Genomic DNA, 15,747 nt, shown 5'->3' with positions numbered 1-15,747 from the left:
GGGTGCGGGTTCCGGCGGGTGCGGCGGGAGGGTGGCGTCGGCCCGGCGGGTACGTGTGCGTGCGCCGGCTCCGTCGTCGGCCCTGTCCCCGCCAACCCTATGCCCTGCGGGAGCCCGGTCCGGGCGGCACCACGGGGGTACCGCGAGCGGTCGACGGCCCGTCACTTCCTGGCCGACTGGAGGTCGAGTGCGCGCAGCACCTGGTCGGCGACCTCGGGGTCGCCACCGGCCTCGCCGCGGGCGGCGAGCACCTCGCGGCGGGAGGCGGCGATCATCTGCTGCTCGACCGCGTGGGCCTGCCGCCACTGCTTGCCGCGGCGCTTCGCCTCCATCGCCTCCTCCTCCTCGTACTTCTCGGGGCAGAGCCGGGCCAGCCGGTCGTGCTGGCGCTCACGGAGGCGTTCGGCGATCTCGGGCGGGAGCTGGTCCTGCTCCTCCAGTTCGGCGAGCCGGTGCAGGCCGGCCTTGGCGGCCCGCCACCACAGCTCCCGGACGGCCTTCTCGTGGGCGTCGCCGTCGCTGTCCAGGCCGAGCAGCTTGACCACGTAGGGCAGCGTGAGGCCCTGCACGACCAGGGTGAACAGGACGACGCTGAACGCGATGAAGACGATCTCGCTGCGGGCCGGGAAGTCCAGCCCGTCGTGCAGGGTGAGCGGGATGCCGAGGGCGAGCGCGACGGTGGCGACGCCGCGCATGCCGGACCACCAGAGCACCACGGTCTCGCGCCAGCTGATCGGGGTGTCCTCCTCGCCGTGGCTGACCCGCTTGGAGATCCAGGCGGCGGGCAGCAGCCAGAGCAGTCGGAGCACCACCACGGCGGCGATCACCGTCGCGGTGTCGCCGATCATGGTGTGCCAGGTGTCCTTGACGTCCTGCAGGACGGTGGAGAGCTCCAGGCCGATCAGGCCGAAGGCGACGCCGGTGATCAGGGTCTCGACGATCTCCCAGAAGGCGTTGCCGACCAGCCGGTAGGAGACCTCGTCGGCGTCGCTGGCCCGGTCGGCGAGGTAGAGCGCGCAGACCACCACGGCGAGCACGCCGGAGCCGTGCGCCTCCTCGGCCAGGACGTACGCGGCGAACGGCACCAGCAGGTTGAGCGCGACCTGCTGGGTGGGGTCGTCGAGCAGACCGGCCAGCTTGGCGTTGGCCCAGCCGAGGCCGATCCCGACGACGACCGCGACCAGCGCCGACAGCAGGAACCGCTCGACCGCCCGACCCGCCGTCAGGTTGCCGTCCACCACGGCCTCGACGGCCAGCGAGTAGATGACGATCGCGGTGACGTCGTTGAACAGGCCCTCGCTCTCCAGCACCGCGGTCAGCCGCCGGGGCAGCCCGACCTCGCCGGCCACCGCGACGGCGGCGACCGGGTCGGGCGGCGAGACCAGCGCGCCGAGCGCGACCCCGGCGGCCAGCGGCGCGGCCGGCACCAACCAGGAGAACACCCCCGCGACGACCGTGGTGGTGACCACCACCAGCGCGACGGCCAGCAGCAGGATCGACCGGATGTTGGCCTTGAAGTACCGGACCGAGGAGCGCCGGGCGACCGCGAAGATCAGCGGGGGCAGCACCAGCGGCAGGATCAGCTCCGGGTTGACCTCCACGTTGGGGATCTGCGGGATCAGCGCGAAGACCAGGCCGACCATCGTCATCAGCACCGGCTGCGGAATCCGGGTCCGGCGGGCCAGCGGCATCGTCACCACCGAGGCGAGCAGCACCAGGAAGAGCAGCGTCAGCTGGCCCACGGGGGTTCCTCTCGACAGCGCGGGGTCGGGCGTGCTCAGCATACGTCCGCCCCTCGCCGGGCCGATTGTGTGTTTCGGCCGCTGACCAGGTAATGTTCTCTCCGTCAGCAGGCGCCGCTAGCTCAGTTGGTTAGAGCAGCTGACTCTTAATCAGCGGGTCCGGGGTTCGAGTCCCTGGCGGCGCACCGACGGTCGAAGGCCTCCCTCCGGGGAGGCCTTCGGCGTTCCCGGGTCTCCGGGGCGTTCCTCACACCTCCCCCCGTTCGTTGACGCACAGCACGTTCCCGTCCGGGTCCTTGAACCAGGCGGCCCGCATGCCGTCCGCCTCGGCGATCCCGTCCAGGGTCTTCAGCCCGGGCAGGTCGTACTCCTCGAAGACCACCCCGCGCCCGCGCAGCTCGGCCATCTCGGCGGCCAGGTCGGCGACCTTCCAGCTGGCCAGGGTGTGCCCGGCCTGTCCCCCGTACGGCGTCTCGTACATCCCGAACTCGGTGCCCCCGCAGCGGAACACCACCTCCTCCGAAGACTCCCGGACCGGGTTCAGCCCGAGCGTGTCGCGGTAGTACGCCACGGCGCGTCCGAGGTCGGTCACCGGGATCACCGCGGCCAGTGGAGCGTCTGCCAGCATCTCCACCACCTCCTCCTCTCCTGCCCCAGGCTGGCACCGCACCCCCGTGCCCGCGAGCCCCGGCGTCCACCTCCGCCGCACGACGGCCGGAGGCCGACCACCCCCCGGCGGTCGGCCCCGGCCCTGCTGCTGCCCGGCGGCTCAGCCGAAGTAGCCGTGGAAGTTCTTCGAGAACTCGTTCCCGTTGTAGTTGTCCCAGTTGATCGACCAGGTCATCAGGCCGCGCAGGTTCGGCTGCTTGCCGGAGCGCGGGGTGTAGGAGCCGCAGCCGGTGCCCTTGGTGAGGCAGTCCAGCGCCTGGTTGACCGCGGCCGGGGCGACGTAGCCGTTGCCGGCGTAGGTGTTGGCGGGCATGCCGATGGCGACCTGCGAGGGCTTGAGCGCCGGGAACACGTTGCCGGTGTTGCCGGCCACCGGGAAGCCGGTGAGCAGCATGTCGGTCATGGCGACGTGGAAGTCCGCGCCGCCCATGCTGTGGTACTGGTTGTCGAGGCCCATGATCGAGCCCGAGTTGTAGTCCTGGACGTGCAGCAGCGTGAGGTCGTCGCGCAGGGCGTGGATCACCGGCAGGAACGCCCCGGCGCGCGGGTCCTGGCCGCCCCAGGGGCCGGAGCCGTAGTACTGGTAGCCGAGCTGGACGAAGAAGGTCTCCGGCGCCATGGTGAGCTGGAACTTCGCGCCGTACTTGGCCTTGAGGCTCTTCACCGCGGAGATCAGGTTGGTGATCACCGGCGTGGTGGGGTTCTTGAAGTCGGTGTCGCCGGTGTTGAGCGACAGCGAGTGGCCCTCGAAGTCGATGTCGAGGCCGTCCAGGCCCCACTTGTCGATGATCGCGGAGACCGAGTTGACGAAGTTGTCGCGGGCGGCGGTGGTGGTGAGCTGCACCTCGCCGTTCTGGCCGCCGATCGAGAGCAGCACCTTCTTGCCCTTGGCCTGCTTGGCGGCGATGGCCGCCTTGAAGTCGGCGTCGGACTCCACGCCGGGGCACTCGCTGACCGGGCAGCGGTTGAAGTGGATGGTGCCGCCGGTGATCGAGTCGGGCTCGCCGAAGGCCAGGTCGATGATGTCCCAGCTGTCGGGGACGTCGGCCATCTTCAGGTAGCCGGCGCCGTTGGCGAAGCTGGCGTGCAGGTAGCCGACCAGGGCGTGGCCGCCGGGCGGCGGCGGGGTGCTCGGGCTGCCGGAGGTGCTCGGGCTCGCCGAGGAGGACGGGCTCGTGGACGTCGACGGGCTCGCGGAGCTGGACGGGCTGGCCGAGGCGCTGGCGCTCTTCGACGGGGACGGCGAGGCGCTGGGCGCGCCGGGGCCGTCGAGCGAGACGTCGTCGGCGTAGTAGGTGCCCTGGCCGTACCAGCCGTGGGTGAAGACGGTGGCGGAGGTCTGGGTGGCGGTGGTGGTGAAGCTGACCGAGAGCTTCTGGAAGGCGCCGCCGGTGCCCGGCGTCCAGGTGGAGGTGCCGCCGTTGACGCCGAGGTAGACGTAGGCGCCGTTGACGTAGGCGCTGAGCGTGTACGTGGTGTTGGGGGCGACCGCGACGGTCTGGGTGCACTGGGCGGTGTCGGCGGAGGACGCGGCGCCCGCGAGCGCGTACGTCCCGGTCCGGGCGTGGCCGGTGACCACGGAGCCGGTGGAGCCGGTGCAGCTCCAGGGGTTCAGGGAGCCGGACTCGAAGCCGCCGTTGACCAGGAACTCGCCGGCCGAGGCCGACCCGGCCAGGCCGAAGCTGACCGCGACGGCGCCCGCGGCCGCGACCGCCCAGGCCGTTCCGGCGGCGAGCAGCCGCTTCCCGCGCGGAGTTCGGGGAGTTCGGGGAGTGTGCATGTGGGGATGCTCCTGCCTCTGTGTGGGGGACGCCCTCCTCCGCCCGCCGGACTGTGGGGTTTCCGGCCCGGCGCGCGCCGCCGCACCGGCACGCACCTGGGAGTTGGACTAGACCACTGAACCGGCTCCGCCCGCCCCTGTCAATGCACCGGCCACCCTCGCCCACTGACCTCCCGTCAGCTCCGTCCGGGGCCGACCGGCCTTCTCGTCAGCGGCCTTCGACCCAGGTGTTCAGTTCCGACAGCGCCGCCCCGAAAGCCGGTGACGCCTCCGGAACGGCGCACTCCCCGCGGAACCCGATGGACAGTCCGGTCCGACCGTCCCCGGACGTCGTGAGCACACAGGACCAGTCACCCGCCGGTTCGGCAGCGGACGGGGACGCCCCGTGGAGTTCGATCCGGACCGTCTCCGCGGGTCGGCCGCACTGCCGCCCGACCTCGGCAAGGATCGCGGCGGCATGCTCCTCCAGGTTCCCGGCTCCGAGCCGGAAGACCTGGTCGATCGGCACGCGGCCGTCGTCGACGGCCGTGAACCTGAGTCGGCGGGCGGCGAGCAGCCCCGCTCGGTGCAGGAGGAAGGCGACCACCATCGCGGTCCGCAAGCCCCGGTCCGCGGAGCTGCCGCCGGCACCCGCGTGCTCCTGCCACGACCAGGCTGCCGCCTGCCGGGGAAGGGGCCGGAGCTGCTCCCAGTGACCGGTCTCGTCGACCCGGGCCGGCCGATGGCCTTCGACGAGCCGTGCCAGCCCTTCCGGGGCCGAGGACCCGAGGTACCACCACCCGCCCTGCCCCAGCCGGAAGATCCGTTCGTGCTCGTCCACCGCGAGCATCGCGCCGTCGTCGGTGACTCCCAGCGGGAACACCCGCGCCCCGAGCCTCTCGGCGAACTCCGTGAATCCGGCCGTCGCGTGCCGAGCCGCCCTCGGGTCGATGGTGCAGCCGTGCGCCACGGCCTCCGCCCCGGGCGGGACCGGCCGGATCGTCAGCCCTCCGAATTCCCCGATCACCCGGGATGCCGCAGCGGAAAGCCCCCAGGGGGAAACACCGTCGGCGGAGACCGCTGCCATCGTCTCCAGGAGCCAGGTCCGGACATGCGCGGGAGCGGTCCTGCCCGGATGCCATCCGGCGGACGCCAATGCCGTTCGAAAGCCGGGGGCGGTCACGGGTTCCGTCACGGCACCACCACCCGGATGCCGAGTCGTTCCGCGAGCGCCGCACACGACCGGCAGGGAGGCACCGATCGGCCGTGATCGGGGTCTCCGGGGTCCCGGACCAGGCGCGAGATGATGGCGCTGCCCGCGAAGAGCGGTTTCACCGCCTCGAACGTCACGGTGGCCCCGCCTCCCTGCTCGGATTCGAACTGCCACAGCCGGTCGGACACCAGCAGCGACTCGGCACAGAGCCCGACGAAAGGTTCGCGCCGGCTCGGCGGCAGGGTCGCAAGGAAATCGCGGACCAGCGGATGGAGTTCGGGCCCTTCTCCACCGGAGAGGCTGGTATGGCTGGTCACCGTGCCGTTCGCCAGCAAGGACGACGCGACTCCGGGGCTGTTCTCAGGCAAAGAAGTCCTCCGCATCCTGCATGGCACGTCCGCTGAGCCACTGGGCGAAAGCAGACGCCGGAGTTTCTCCGAGGAAGTACCCGCCGGTGTGGTGCAAGTAGAAGAGTCGGCCGTCGTCGTCGACGAGCAGGATTCCGTTCTCCCCGGTCTCCAGTCCGACCGGGAAGAGCGCCTTTCCCAGCCCTGCGGCGAGCTCGCCGATATCGGCGGCGTCCCCGTCGTAGCCGATCGTCGGCCGGAGCCAGAGTGCCCGCCCGGCGTCCGCGGGGTCGGCCAGCCGCAGCTCCCCGAACGAGCGGACGAATTCCACCGCGCGCGGGAAGACGGTGAGCGGGGCGCCCTGCGCGGAGGCGTCCCGCACACGGATGCCGATCAGCTCATCCGCTCGGGCCCCGATGTCACGGCCGGGAAACCATCCGTCAGCCTCGAGCCAGGCCTCGACGTCCTCCGCAGAAGGCAGCAGTGCCATGTCCCGCGTTCCTCCCTGAATCATCGATGTGCGTGGACGCCCAGCGCGGGAAGGAGATGGGTGCAGGTGCTGCACGGAGGCTTGTACGCACCGTGCGGCAGGATCACCGCCCCCGTGCTCCGGTCCGTCATGTCCCCGATCTGCCTGGTGTGCATCACCCCGCCCTGCAGCAGGTTCCGCGCGTCGGCAGGCGTCCGGATGGAGGTACCGTCAGGGTCCGCCTGATGCAGGCGGTCGCTGATCAACGATATCTCGGCGCACTTGCCGTGCCCTGCCCCCACCCTCGGTATTCGGCCCGCATCGGCGTCCGCCTTGATCCCGTCGAGCATCTCCTGCAGAACGGGATGGGCCTCCGGGTAGCGGAACTGGCCCTGCTTGGTCGTACTCGAGTGCGCCGTGATCACCCCTTGGTGCTCGAAGCTTCCGGCGCACCCCTGCGTCAGGCGGTGCTGGCCCGTGGTCATGCCCGGCGCGTTGGGAGGAGCGCTCACCGCGTCCTTGGCCAATTGCATCGACTCGCGCTCCAGGACCGCGAGCTGGTCCGCGGGATCAAGGTGGCTCACATCGAGCGCGTCGCGCTTCCTGCCCTTCATCCCCTTCGCGCTCCGGCCGTGCCAGTCGGGCTGGGGTTCCAGACGCCGGCCCTGCGGCTCACCCTGGTGGCGGGTTCGTCCGGAGGACCCGGGAGGCGCTCCGCCGCCTCCGGCGGAACGGGGGTGGGCGCTCGCAGCACCGTCGTGCGCCGTGATCTTCTTCAACCGGTCGGCATGCTCGAGATCGGCCTTCTTGATGTTCGCCGATACCTTGCCGAGCCGGACCGCGGTCGAACGGTAGAACTCCGAAACGGCTCGACCCGCATCGCGGGCAAGAGTCCTGCCGAGCTTTTCGGCAGCGTGCTCGAGCGCCTTCACGATCTGATTGGGCACCAGTTCCCCCCGGTTCCAGTGCTCGGACGACAGCACCCTCCGGATTCGGCAGCGTGGTTTCGGCCGAGGTGGGCCGACGCGTTGCGCCGGTCGCGGGCGGGTCGAACCATGGAGTGGTGGCCGGATATTTGCGGTACCCCCATGTGCGCGGCGGGCTGCTCGCCTTCACCGCGGAGGACGACGTCTGGGTGGCCCCGCTGGGGGCGGACGGCGGGGTGGGGCGGGCCTGGCGGGTGAGCTGCGACCGGACCAGGGTGAGCCATCCGCGGCTGTCGCCGGACGGCTCGGTGCTGGCCTGGACGAGCTGGTTCGCGCTGACGCCGGAGGTGTTCACCGCGCCGGTGGCGGGCGGCGAGGCGGTCCGGCTGACGTACTGGGGCAGCCAGGACACCCGGGTGCGGGGCTGGCTGCCGAACGGCGAGGTGCTGGCGGTGACCTCGTACCACGAGCCGTTCGCGCACTACACCTGGGCGTGGGAGCTGCCGCCGGACGGTTCGCCGGGGCGCCGGATGCCGTGGGGGCCGGTCGCGGACGCGCAGGTCGGCGAGGGCCGGACGGTGCTGCTGACGGACGCGGCGCCGCACGAGCCGGCCTTCTGGAAGCGCTACCGGGGCGGGGCGACCGGCCGGCTGTGGGTGGGCCACGACCGGCTGCTGCCGGGCCTGGGCGGGCACCTGGCCTCGCCGATGCCGGTGGCCTCGGCGGACGGCCCGCGGGTCGCCTTCCTCTCCGACCACGAGGGCGTCGGCAACCTGTACTCGGTCCGCCCGGACGGCACCGGCCTGCGCCGGCACACCGACCACGCCGCGTTCTACGCCCGCGAGGCCGCCACCGACGGCGTCCGGGTGGTCTACCAGCACGCCGGCGACCTGTGGCTGCTGGACTCGCTGGACGCCCCGGCGCCGCACCGGCTGGAGGTGCCGCTGGGCGGGGCCCGCACCGGCCGCCGCCCGTACCAGGTGAGCACCGCGAACAACGTGAAGGACCTGGCCTGCGACGCCACCGGCCGGGCCGGGGTGCTGAACGTGCGCGGCTCGCTGTACTGGCTGACGCACCGCGACGGCCCGGCCCGGGTGCTGGCCGACACCCCGGGCGTGCGCTGCCGGCTGCCGCTGGTGCTGGGCTACGGTGGCCGGGCGGCCTGGGTGACGGACGCCGACAGCGAGGACGCGATCGAGATCGCCGCGCTGCCCGCCAAGGACGGCGCCGCCCAGGACCCGCCGCCCCGGCGGATCGCGGCGGGCCGGATCGGCCGGGTGCTGGAGCTGGTCGCGTCCCCGGACGGCGCCCGGCTCGCGGTGGCCTGCTCGGACGGCCGGCTGCTGCTGGTGGAGGCCGACGGGGGTGCGGTCACCGAGGTGGCGGCGTCCTCGTTCGGCCCGGTCTCCAGCCCGTCGTTCTCGCCGGACTCGTGCTGGCTGACCTGGTCGCAGCCGGTGGCGGGCCGTTCGCTGCGCTCGATCCGGCTGGCCCGGACCGACCGGCCGGAGCGGATCGTCGAGGTGACCTCGGGCCGGTTCGAGGACGAGCACCCCGTGTTCACCCGGGACGGCCGGTTCCTGGTGTTCCTGTCCTGGCGGGGCTTCGACCCGGTGCACGACGTGCACACCGGCGACCTGTCCTTCCCGCTGGGCTGCCGCCCGTACCTGGTGCCGCTGGCGGCGGACACCCCGTCGCCGTTCGCCTCCCCGGCGGAGGGGCGGCCGCCGGTCGGCCTGGACCCGGAGGAGGCGGGCGGCGACGGCACCGTGCGGGTCGACGAGGAGGGGCTGGGCAACCGGCTGGTGCCGTTCCCGGTGATCGCCTCCAAGTACTCGGCGACGGCGGCGGTGCGCGGCGGCGTGGTCTGGCTGCGCTGGCCGATCTCCGGGGCGCTGGGCCAGACCTTCGCCCATCCGGAGGACACCTCGGGCCGTCCCGCGCTGGAGCACTTCGACCTGGCCCGGGGCCGCCGCACCACCCTGGTCGAGCAGTTGGACGGCTTCGCGGTGTCGGCGGACGGCTCGGCGGTGTCGGTGTTCTCGGCGGGTGCGCTCAAGCTGTACCCGCTGGCCGCGCCGACCGCCCCGATCACCGTCGACCTGCGCCGGATCACCCACACCGTGCACCCGGCCGCCGAGTGGCGGCAGTCCTACTTCGAGGCGTCCCGGGTGGTCGCCGACCAGTTCTGGGACCCGGGCATGTGCGGCCTGGACTGGCCCGCGCTGACCGCCCAGTACGCGCCGCTGCTGGAGCGGATCGCCTCCCCCGACGACTTCGCCGACCTGCTGCGCGAGCTGCTCGGCGAGCTGGGCACCTCGCACGCCTACGTCACGCCGTCCCGGCGCGGCGAGGGCCCGGCGCTGGCCCAGCAGCCGCTGGGCCTGCTGGGCGCGAACGCGCACCGGGACCCGGAGGGCCGCTGGCTGCTCGACCGCGTCCTGCCCGGCGAGTCCTCCGACCCCAAGGCCCGGGCCCCGCTGGCCGGGCACGGCCTGCACGACGGCGCGGAGCTGCTCGCCGTGGACGGCCGCCCGCCGGACCCGGTGCGCGGGCCCGCCCCGCTGCTGGCCGGGACGGGCGGCACCACCGTCGAGCTGACGGTCCGCCAGGACGGCCGGACCCGGCGGCTCGCCGTCACGCCGCTCACCGACGAGCGGCCGATCCGCTACCAGGACTGGGTGGCCCGGCGGCGGCAGCTGGTGCGGGAGTTCGGCGGCGGCGCCTGCGGCTACCTGCACATCCCGGACCTGGGCGGCTCCGGCTGGGCCCAGTTCAACCGCGACCTGCGCTCCGAACTCGCCCGCCCCGCCCTGGTGCTGGACGTCCGGGGCAACGCCGGCGGCAACGTCTCCGAACTGGTCCTGGAGAAGCTCCACCGCCGGGTCCTGGCCTGGGACTTCACCCGCGGCCGGGAGCCGGTCCGCTGGCCCCGGGACGCGCCGCGCGGCCCGGTGGTCGCGCTCGCCGACCAGGCCACCAGCTCGGACGGCGACGTGATCATCACCGCCATCAAGGAGCTCGCCCTCGGCCCAGTGGTCGGCACCCGCACCTGGGGCGGCGTGGTCGGCATGACGGGGCGGCACGCGCTGGGCGACGGCACCCAGATCTCCGTCCCCAAGAACGCCTCCTGGTTCACCGGCGGCATCGGCTTCGGCGTGGAGAACCACGGCGTCGACCCCGACGTCGAGGTGGTCCGCACCCCGCGCGACTGGGCCCGCGGCGACCACACCGACCTCGCCGCCGCCGTCGCCCTCGCCCTCGACCTGCTCGCCGCCGCCCCGGCCGCCGCTCCCCCGCCCCCGACCGCCCCCCGCCCCGACCTGCGCCGCCCCCCGCTGCCCCCGCGCGACGCCTGACGGCGGGACCGGCCCGGAACGCCGGAACGCCGGTGCCCCCGAACGGGGTACCGGCGTTCCGCGGCGGGGTGGTCGGTCAGCCCCAGGGGTCGCCCTCGGACGTCATCCGTTCGGCGGCCTCGCGGTCGGCGCGCTCCTGCGCGATGCGGCGTTCGGTGTCGTCGCGGGCGCGTTCGGCCCGGTCGCCGAAGGCGTCGGCGGCCTCGTCGTGGGCGAGGGCGGCCCGGTCGGCCGTGTCGGCGGCGGGCTGGGCGGCCTTGTGGCGGAACCTGTCGAAGATGCCCATGTCTCCTCCTCGGGTGGGCGTCCCCCCTTGCCACGGTACGCCGGGGGGACGGGCCCGGCAGGGCCCGTCCCCGGTCGGCGGAGCGGTCAGGAGGACTCGCCCTCCTGCGGGGTGTCGTCCGCGGACTCCTGGCCGCCGGGCATCATGCCCTCGGCCTGTTCGCGGGCCTTCTGCTCGGCCTCCTCGGCCTTGCCGCCGTGGTCGCCGAGCGCCGACTTGGCCTGCTCGGCGAGGTCCTTCGCCTTGTCCTTGAACTGGTCGCTCAGGCCCATGTCTCCTCCTCGGGTGTACGTGGACTACGGGCTCCGTCCACCGTGCCACCGGCCCGGGCGGGTCGCACCCGGACCGGCGGCGGTCACCCGTCCGGCGTCAGCCGGAGATCGAGGCGGCGCCGGTCTCCAGGTGGCCGGTGAAGCGCTGCGACCAACTGGTGTCGCCGCTGACGGTGACCGTGAAGTCGTACCAGCCGTTGGTGTGGGCGCCCGCGTTGAAGTAGTCGGAGGTGTTGGCGCCGGCCGCGACGGTGTACGTCCACGGGCCGTCGGAGCGGTAGTTGGTGGAGGTGATGGTGAAGGTGACCGGCGCGGTCCCGGCGTTGGCGAGCTTGAACCAGACCGCGAGCTTGCCGGTGTCCGGGGCGGGCGCGTACGTGACGGTGGCGGAGGCGTCCTTGCCGGACTTGGTGGCGTCGCCGGTGAAGCGGCGCAGGAAGCGGTTCGGGCCGACCACGGTCAGGTCGTACTTGCCGGCGCCGTAGTTGGTGCCGCAGTTGAAGAAGTCGCTGGTGGTCGCGGACGGGTCGACGGTGTACTGCCAGGGGCCGCCGGAGCGGTAGGCGTTGGCGTAGGCCGCGAAGTGGGTGGTCGCGCTGCCCTGGTTGGCCATCGCGATCCACACCTTCATCACGCCGCCGGAGCCGAACTCCAGGTGGTCCAGGTTGGCGACCGGCTGGTAGGGCAGCGCGCGGGCCGGGCGGGTGCCCGGCTCCTGCACCGGCAGCCGGTTGTCGACGGGGGCCGGGTTGGGCAGCGGGCCGCAGGCGGACAGGCCGATGGTCTGCGAGGTGTCGGGCAGCGGGGGCATCCCGTACACCGGGTTGGCGAAGTCGAACATGCCGGTCAGGTCGCCGGTCACCTTGCGGCGCCAGGCCGAGATGTTCGGGGTGGTGGCGGGCTTGCCGATGGCGGCGGTCCAGCGCTCCAGGAAGCGCAGCACCGAGGTGTGGTCGGAGGTCTCCGAGGAGACCCAGCCGCCGCGGCTCCACGGCGAGACGGCGATCATCGGGACCCGGAAGCCCAGGCCGATGTTGACGCCGTTGTAGAACTCGCCGGCCGTGCCGGCGGGGGCGGCCGGCGGCGGGACGTGGTCGAAGAAGCCGTCGTTCTCGTCGTAGTTCAGGAACAGGATCGAGGAGTTGAAGACGTTCGGGTCGGCGTTCAGCGCGTCCAGCACGTTGTGGACGAAGTGTGCGCCGTCCGCCGGGGTGGCGTACGGGTGCTCGGAGGACGCCTGGTCGGGGACGATCCAGGAGACCTGGGGCAGCGTCCCGGCCAGCACGTCGGCCTTGATCGCGGCCACGATGTCGTCCGGGGTCTTCCCGGTCACCTTCGGGACCGAGCCCATGCCCTTGACCGCGAGCGGGCTGCCCGCCGGGGCGGAGCTGAACTGGGTGAAGTAGGCGAGTGCGTTGTCGCCGTAGTTGTCGGCGGCGTTCTGGTAGACTTTCCAGCTGACGCCCGCGTTCTCCAGCGCCTCCGCGAAGGTCTGCCACTTCAGGCCGGACTCGTCGCCGCCGTCGTAGGCGGGGCCGCCGGCCGCGCCCGCCGGGTCGATCTGGCCGGACCAGTGGTAGGTGCGGTTCGGGCCGGTCGCCGAGATCACCGAGCAGTGGTAGGCGTCATTGACCGTCCAGTTGTCGGCCAGCGCGTAGTGGAACGGGATGTCGGCCCGGGTCAGGTAGCCCAGGGTGCGGACGTTGCCCTTGGCGGCGACCCAGGAGTCCAGCTTGCCGCCGTTCCACGCCTTGTGCTGGTCGCCCCAGCCGTGCGCGAGGTCGCCGTTGCACTGCGCCAGCCGCTCCGGGTCGGCGCCGCCGGCCGGCTTGGTGGCGGAGAACTGCCACGGGTACTGCCGGCTCAGCACGTTCGGCTGGTTGAACACGCTGTAGCCGCCGGAGAGTTGGATGGTGGCGCGGTCCGCGAAGCCGCGCACGCCCTTCAGCATCCCGAAGTAGTGGTCGAAGCTGCGGTTCTCCTGCATCAGGATCACGATGTGCTTCGCGTCCGCCAGCGTGCCGGTGGCGCTCAGCCCGGCTGCGGCGGCCGCTGCGGCCGGCTCGCTGCCGGCCACCGCGGCGGTGCCCGCGACCGCCGCCCCGGCGGCCGCGCTCGCCGACAACGCCATGAACTTCCTACGACTCAGCCCTGCCATGGTGACCCGCCCGTCCGATCGGCTGCTGTGATGTTGTCCAGACACCTTTGATGCCGGACCGCCGAGCATCCTCACGCACCCGGGGCCGCATGGCCATGGGCGTGCAGCAAGGATTCGGTGAGTGTTCACCACGGGCGGGCCGGGCGGACGCGGGGTGAACGGGCGGGGCGTCAGTCCTGCACGGAGATGCCCAGCGCCTGGGCGAACCGCGGCGCGAGCTCCAGCAGTTGGGGTGTCGAGACGATCGCGCCGCGCAGCCCGAGGTGGCCGTCCGGCAGGTCCAGCCGGGCGGCCCGGCGCAGGTCGGCGTTCTTCAGCGCGGCCCCGCGCAGCCGCACCTCCGCCAGCGTGCTGCCGGGGAAGGACACGTCGGTGAGCTTGGCGTCGGCGAGGTCGACGTCCCGCAGCAGGCAGTCCTCGAACACCACGTCGCGCAGCACCGCGCCGCGCAGGTTGACCGACTCCAGCTTGCACTGCCGGAACACCGTGCGCCGGATCGCCGAACCGTACGCGGAGACGCCCGCCAGCACGCACGCCTCGACCTCGCTGTCCTGCCACTCGCTCTCCGCGAGGTCGACGCCGACCAGCCGGCCGCCCTGCATCCAGACCTCGTTGAACGAGGCCCGGCGCAGCCGCGCCTCCTCGGCCCGGACGGCGGTGAACGCGCACTCCAGGAACTGCGCGCCGCCGAACTGCCCGGTCAGCGCCAGGTCGTCGAAGTGCACGGTGTCGTAGCGGGCGTCGGCCCGCAGCGGGCCGGTGTGACGCTGCAGCAGGTGGGCGTGGGGCAGGTCTTCCAGGCGCACGGTCAACTCCGTTTCGCGGACAGGGTGATGCCGACGGCGACGGCGAGCGCCACCAGGGCGCCGGCGATCGGCACACCGGCGTCCCCGGCTAGGGTCGCAGCCAGCACCGACAGCGCGGCCAGCGGCAGGATCAGCTGGGCGGCGCCGCGCTTGTGGTGGCGGGAGTGCAGCGCCCAGACGGTGATCAGGAACAGCGCGGTGGGCACGGTGACGGCGGCGGCCGCGGCCCGGTCCGAGAGGTGCGCGGTGCCGACCGCGTGCTCGACCGCGACCTCCAGCCCGCCGCCGACCGCCGCGGCCGAGGCGAACACCAGGTAGTGGCCGTAACCCCAGGGCAGCGCCTGCCGGTTGGTGCGCAGCACGTGGTGCACGTCGTCGGCGAAGTAGATCCACCAGGCGCCGAAGCAGATCAGCAGGCCGCCGGCCGCGATCGGCAGCAGCTCGGAGACCGCCCGGTGCTCGTCCAGCGCGGTCTGGATGGCGACGGTGGCGGCGGCCACCGTCTCGCCGAGCACGATGATGGTGAACAGGCCGTAGCGCTCGACGATGTGGTGCCGGTGCCAGGGCGTCGGGTTGTCCTTCTCGGCCCAGGCGGGCACGGCGAGTTCGGCCAGCACGCCGACCGGGAACAGCGGGCCCTGCCAGCCGTGCGGCAGGAACAGCAGGACCACCCAGCAGACCTGGACGGCGGTGATCCCGGCGGCGTAGCGCAGCGCGCAGGTGCGGCCGGCCCCCTGCTCGCCGCGGGCGGCGCGCAGCCACTGGGTGACCATGGCCAGCCGCATCAGCAGGTAGCCGGCCACGCCGAGGGTGAGGTCCTGGTCCTCGAAGATCCGCGGCACGCCGGCGGCGAGCACCAGCACGCCGGTGATCTGCACCAGGGTGGTGAGCCGGTAGGGCACGTCGTCGACGTCGTAGGCGGAGGCGAACCAGGTGAAGTTCATCCAGGCCCACCAGACCGCGAAGAACGCCATCGCGTAGCCGAGCAGGGCGTGGCCGACCCGGCCCTCGGCGAGGGAGTGCGCGAGTTCGCGGCCGGACTGGGCGATGGCCACCACGAAGCACAGGTCGAAGAAGAGTTCCAGCGGGGTGGCGACCCGGTGGGGTTCGCCCCGGTCGCGGGCCAGCATCCGGCGGACCGGACGGTAGCGGTCGGGGGCGGCGGTCATCGGCCTGCCTTCGGTGCGGGGCCGCGCCGCAGGGGGCGGGCGCGGGCGGGGAGTTGGACACCGCGATCCTGGCAGCCCGGGGACGGCGGCGCACGCACCGTGCCCGGCACGCCGGTTGGCCGGGGCCGGGCCGATCGGGGCGTCCGTCAGGCAGAGTTGACGCCGCTGTGCGCGAACCGGGTGACAGCGGGGCCGATTCCCGGGGATGTGCCGGGCGGATTGTCCCGTCCGCCCCGTTCGACCCGATACATTCCTCCCGGATGGAAGAACGACACGGGCGCTTCGCGGACAACGCGGAAGGTCAAGGAGGACGGCGCGGACACGGGGGCGGACTCACCGCGACTCCCCGGGACCGCCCCCGGGCTCCTCGTGATCACCGCGCTGTCCGGCAGCGCGCCCCCTGCGGCGCGGACGGGCGTCCGCCCGGTCGGACCAGCCCCGCCCACCCGGCCCCGCGCCCGGCTTCGGGCCGGTCACTTTCCGCGTCCGGGCCGGCACGATTCGGTGGTTCGGGCCGGTCCGTGTAATGTTCTCCGGGTCGGCAGGCGCCGCTAGCTCAGTTGGTTAGAGCA

13 protein-coding genes and 2 tRNA genes (1 of these 15 running past the window's edge) are annotated in these 15,747 nt (G+C 73.1%); 3 read left to right on the top strand and 12 right to left on the bottom strand.

Features of this window, described 5'->3' with window-relative positions; genetic code table 11:
- Nucleotides 1-161: 161 nt before the first annotated feature.
- Entirely contained in the window at nt 162-1,742 is a 1,581-nt protein-coding gene (locus tag ACIOHG_RS20615) for a Na+/H+ antiporter (RefSeq protein ID WP_400952555.1), read from the bottom strand.
- Nucleotides 1,743-1,853: 111 nt separating this feature from the next.
- Here ACIOHG_RS20615 and ACIOHG_RS20610 point away from each other — a divergent pair.
- A tRNA-Lys gene (locus ACIOHG_RS20610) sits at nt 1,854-1,927 on the top strand.
- A 62-nt stretch (nt 1,928-1,989) separates the two neighbouring features.
- Here the strand turns inward: ACIOHG_RS20610 and ACIOHG_RS20605 are convergent.
- The 6 genes from ACIOHG_RS20605 to ACIOHG_RS20580 form a co-directional block, all read right to left on the bottom strand.
- The gene (locus ACIOHG_RS20605; RefSeq protein WP_400952657.1) at nt 1,990-2,370 is read right to left on the bottom strand and encodes a VOC family protein; all 381 of its coding nucleotides are present in this window, start codon (nt 2,368-2,370) and stop codon (nt 1,990-1,992) included.
- A gap of 141 nt (nt 2,371-2,511) precedes the next feature.
- Nucleotides 2,512-4,191 carry a chitinase gene (locus ACIOHG_RS20600; protein WP_400952553.1) on the bottom strand — a complete coding sequence of 560 codons (1,680 nt, stop codon included), beginning with the start codon at nt 4,189-4,191 and terminating at the stop codon, nt 2,512-2,514.
- Between the two features lie 208 nt (nt 4,192-4,399).
- On the bottom strand, nt 4,400-5,353 hold the full coding sequence (locus tag ACIOHG_RS20595) for an SUKH-3 domain-containing protein (RefSeq protein ID WP_400952550.1): 954 nt from the start codon (nt 5,351-5,353) through the stop codon (nt 4,400-4,402).
- A gap of 8 nt (nt 5,354-5,361) precedes the next feature.
- Complete coding sequence (locus ACIOHG_RS20590; RefSeq protein ID WP_400952547.1) at nt 5,362-5,751, bottom strand: YwqJ-related putative deaminase; 390 nt, start codon at nt 5,749-5,751, stop codon at nt 5,362-5,364.
- Nucleotides 5,744-6,220, bottom strand: coding sequence for an SUKH-3 domain-containing protein (locus ACIOHG_RS20585; protein WP_400952544.1), 477 nt, complete (start codon nt 6,218-6,220; stop codon nt 5,744-5,746). Before ACIOHG_RS20585 ends, ACIOHG_RS20590 begins: the two co-directional genes overlap by 8 nt.
- Before the next feature lie 20 nt (nt 6,221-6,240).
- Entirely contained in the window at nt 6,241-7,182 is a 942-nt protein-coding gene (locus ACIOHG_RS20580; protein WP_400952541.1) for a YwqJ-related putative deaminase, read from the bottom strand.
- A 77-nt stretch (nt 7,183-7,259) separates the two neighbouring features.
- Here ACIOHG_RS20580 and ACIOHG_RS20575 point away from each other — a divergent pair, with 77 nt between their 5' ends.
- The gene (locus ACIOHG_RS20575; RefSeq protein WP_400952539.1) at nt 7,260-10,484 is read left to right on the top strand and encodes a S41 family peptidase; all 3,225 of its coding nucleotides are present in this window, start codon (nt 7,260-7,262) and stop codon (nt 10,482-10,484) included.
- Nucleotides 10,485-10,560: 76 nt separating this feature from the next.
- Here the strand turns inward: ACIOHG_RS20575 and ACIOHG_RS20570 are convergent, their stop codons facing one another.
- The 5 genes from ACIOHG_RS20570 to ACIOHG_RS20550 form a co-directional block, all read right to left on the bottom strand.
- On the bottom strand, nt 10,561-10,770 hold the full coding sequence (locus tag ACIOHG_RS20570) for a hypothetical protein (protein ID WP_400952536.1): 210 nt from the start codon (nt 10,768-10,770) through the stop codon (nt 10,561-10,563).
- 86 nt (nt 10,771-10,856) lie between these two features.
- Nucleotides 10,857-11,042 carry a hypothetical protein gene (locus ACIOHG_RS20565; RefSeq protein ID WP_400952534.1) on the bottom strand — a complete coding sequence of 62 codons (186 nt, stop codon included), beginning with the start codon at nt 11,040-11,042 and terminating at the stop codon, nt 10,857-10,859.
- Nucleotides 11,043-11,139: 97 nt separating this feature from the next.
- Nucleotides 11,140-13,200: a phosphocholine-specific phospholipase C gene (locus ACIOHG_RS20560; protein ID WP_400952532.1), complete on the bottom strand. Its 2,061-nt coding sequence runs from the start codon at nt 13,198-13,200 to the stop codon at nt 11,140-11,142.
- Between the two features lie 170 nt (nt 13,201-13,370).
- Nucleotides 13,371-14,006, bottom strand: a complete 636-nt coding sequence (locus tag ACIOHG_RS20555) for a pentapeptide repeat-containing protein (RefSeq protein WP_400952529.1) — start codon at nt 14,004-14,006, stop codon at nt 13,371-13,373.
- A 2-nt stretch (nt 14,007-14,008) separates the two neighbouring features.
- Nucleotides 14,009-15,175: a low temperature requirement protein A gene (locus ACIOHG_RS20550; protein WP_400952527.1), complete on the bottom strand. Its 1,167-nt coding sequence runs from the start codon at nt 15,173-15,175 to the stop codon at nt 14,009-14,011.
- A gap of 545 nt (nt 15,176-15,720) precedes the next feature.
- On the opposite strand from ACIOHG_RS20550, the gene ACIOHG_RS20545 reads away from it, so the two are divergent.
- A tRNA-Lys gene (locus ACIOHG_RS20545) sits at nt 15,721-15,747 on the top strand (it continues 147 nt past the right edge of the window).

This window comes from Kitasatospora sp. NPDC088134 (assembly GCF_044741705.1).
Taxonomy (GTDB): domain Bacteria; phylum Actinomycetota; class Actinomycetes; order Streptomycetales; family Streptomycetaceae; genus Kitasatospora.
This window is presented reverse-complemented; position numbering and strand designations above follow the sequence as displayed.

What these genes read in the sequence shown, in the direction of transcription:
- ACIOHG_RS20605 (WP_400952657.1), bottom strand. Translation starts at nt 2,370, where the DNA reads ATGCTGGCAGACGCTCCACTGGCCGCGGTGATCCCGGTGACCGACCTC.
- ACIOHG_RS20600 (WP_400952553.1), bottom strand. Translation starts at nt 4,191, where the DNA reads ATGCACACTCCCCGAACTCCCCGAACTCCGCGCGGGAAGCGGCTGCTC.
- ACIOHG_RS20585 (WP_400952544.1), bottom strand. Translation starts at nt 6,220, where the DNA reads ATGGCACTGCTGCCTTCTGCGGAGGACGTCGAGGCCTGGCTCGAGGCT.
- ACIOHG_RS20570 (WP_400952536.1), bottom strand. Translation starts at nt 10,770, where the DNA reads ATGGGCATCTTCGACAGGTTCCGCCACAAGGCCGCCCAGCCCGCCGCC.
- ACIOHG_RS20565 (WP_400952534.1), bottom strand. Translation starts at nt 11,042, where the DNA reads ATGGGCCTGAGCGACCAGTTCAAGGACAAGGCGAAGGACCTCGCCGAG.
- ACIOHG_RS20560 (WP_400952532.1), bottom strand. Translation starts at nt 13,200, where the DNA reads ATGGCAGGGCTGAGTCGTAGGAAGTTCATGGCGTTGTCGGCGAGCGCG.
- ACIOHG_RS20550 (WP_400952527.1), bottom strand. Translation starts at nt 15,175, where the DNA reads ATGACCGCCGCCCCCGACCGCTACCGTCCGGTCCGCCGGATGCTGGCC.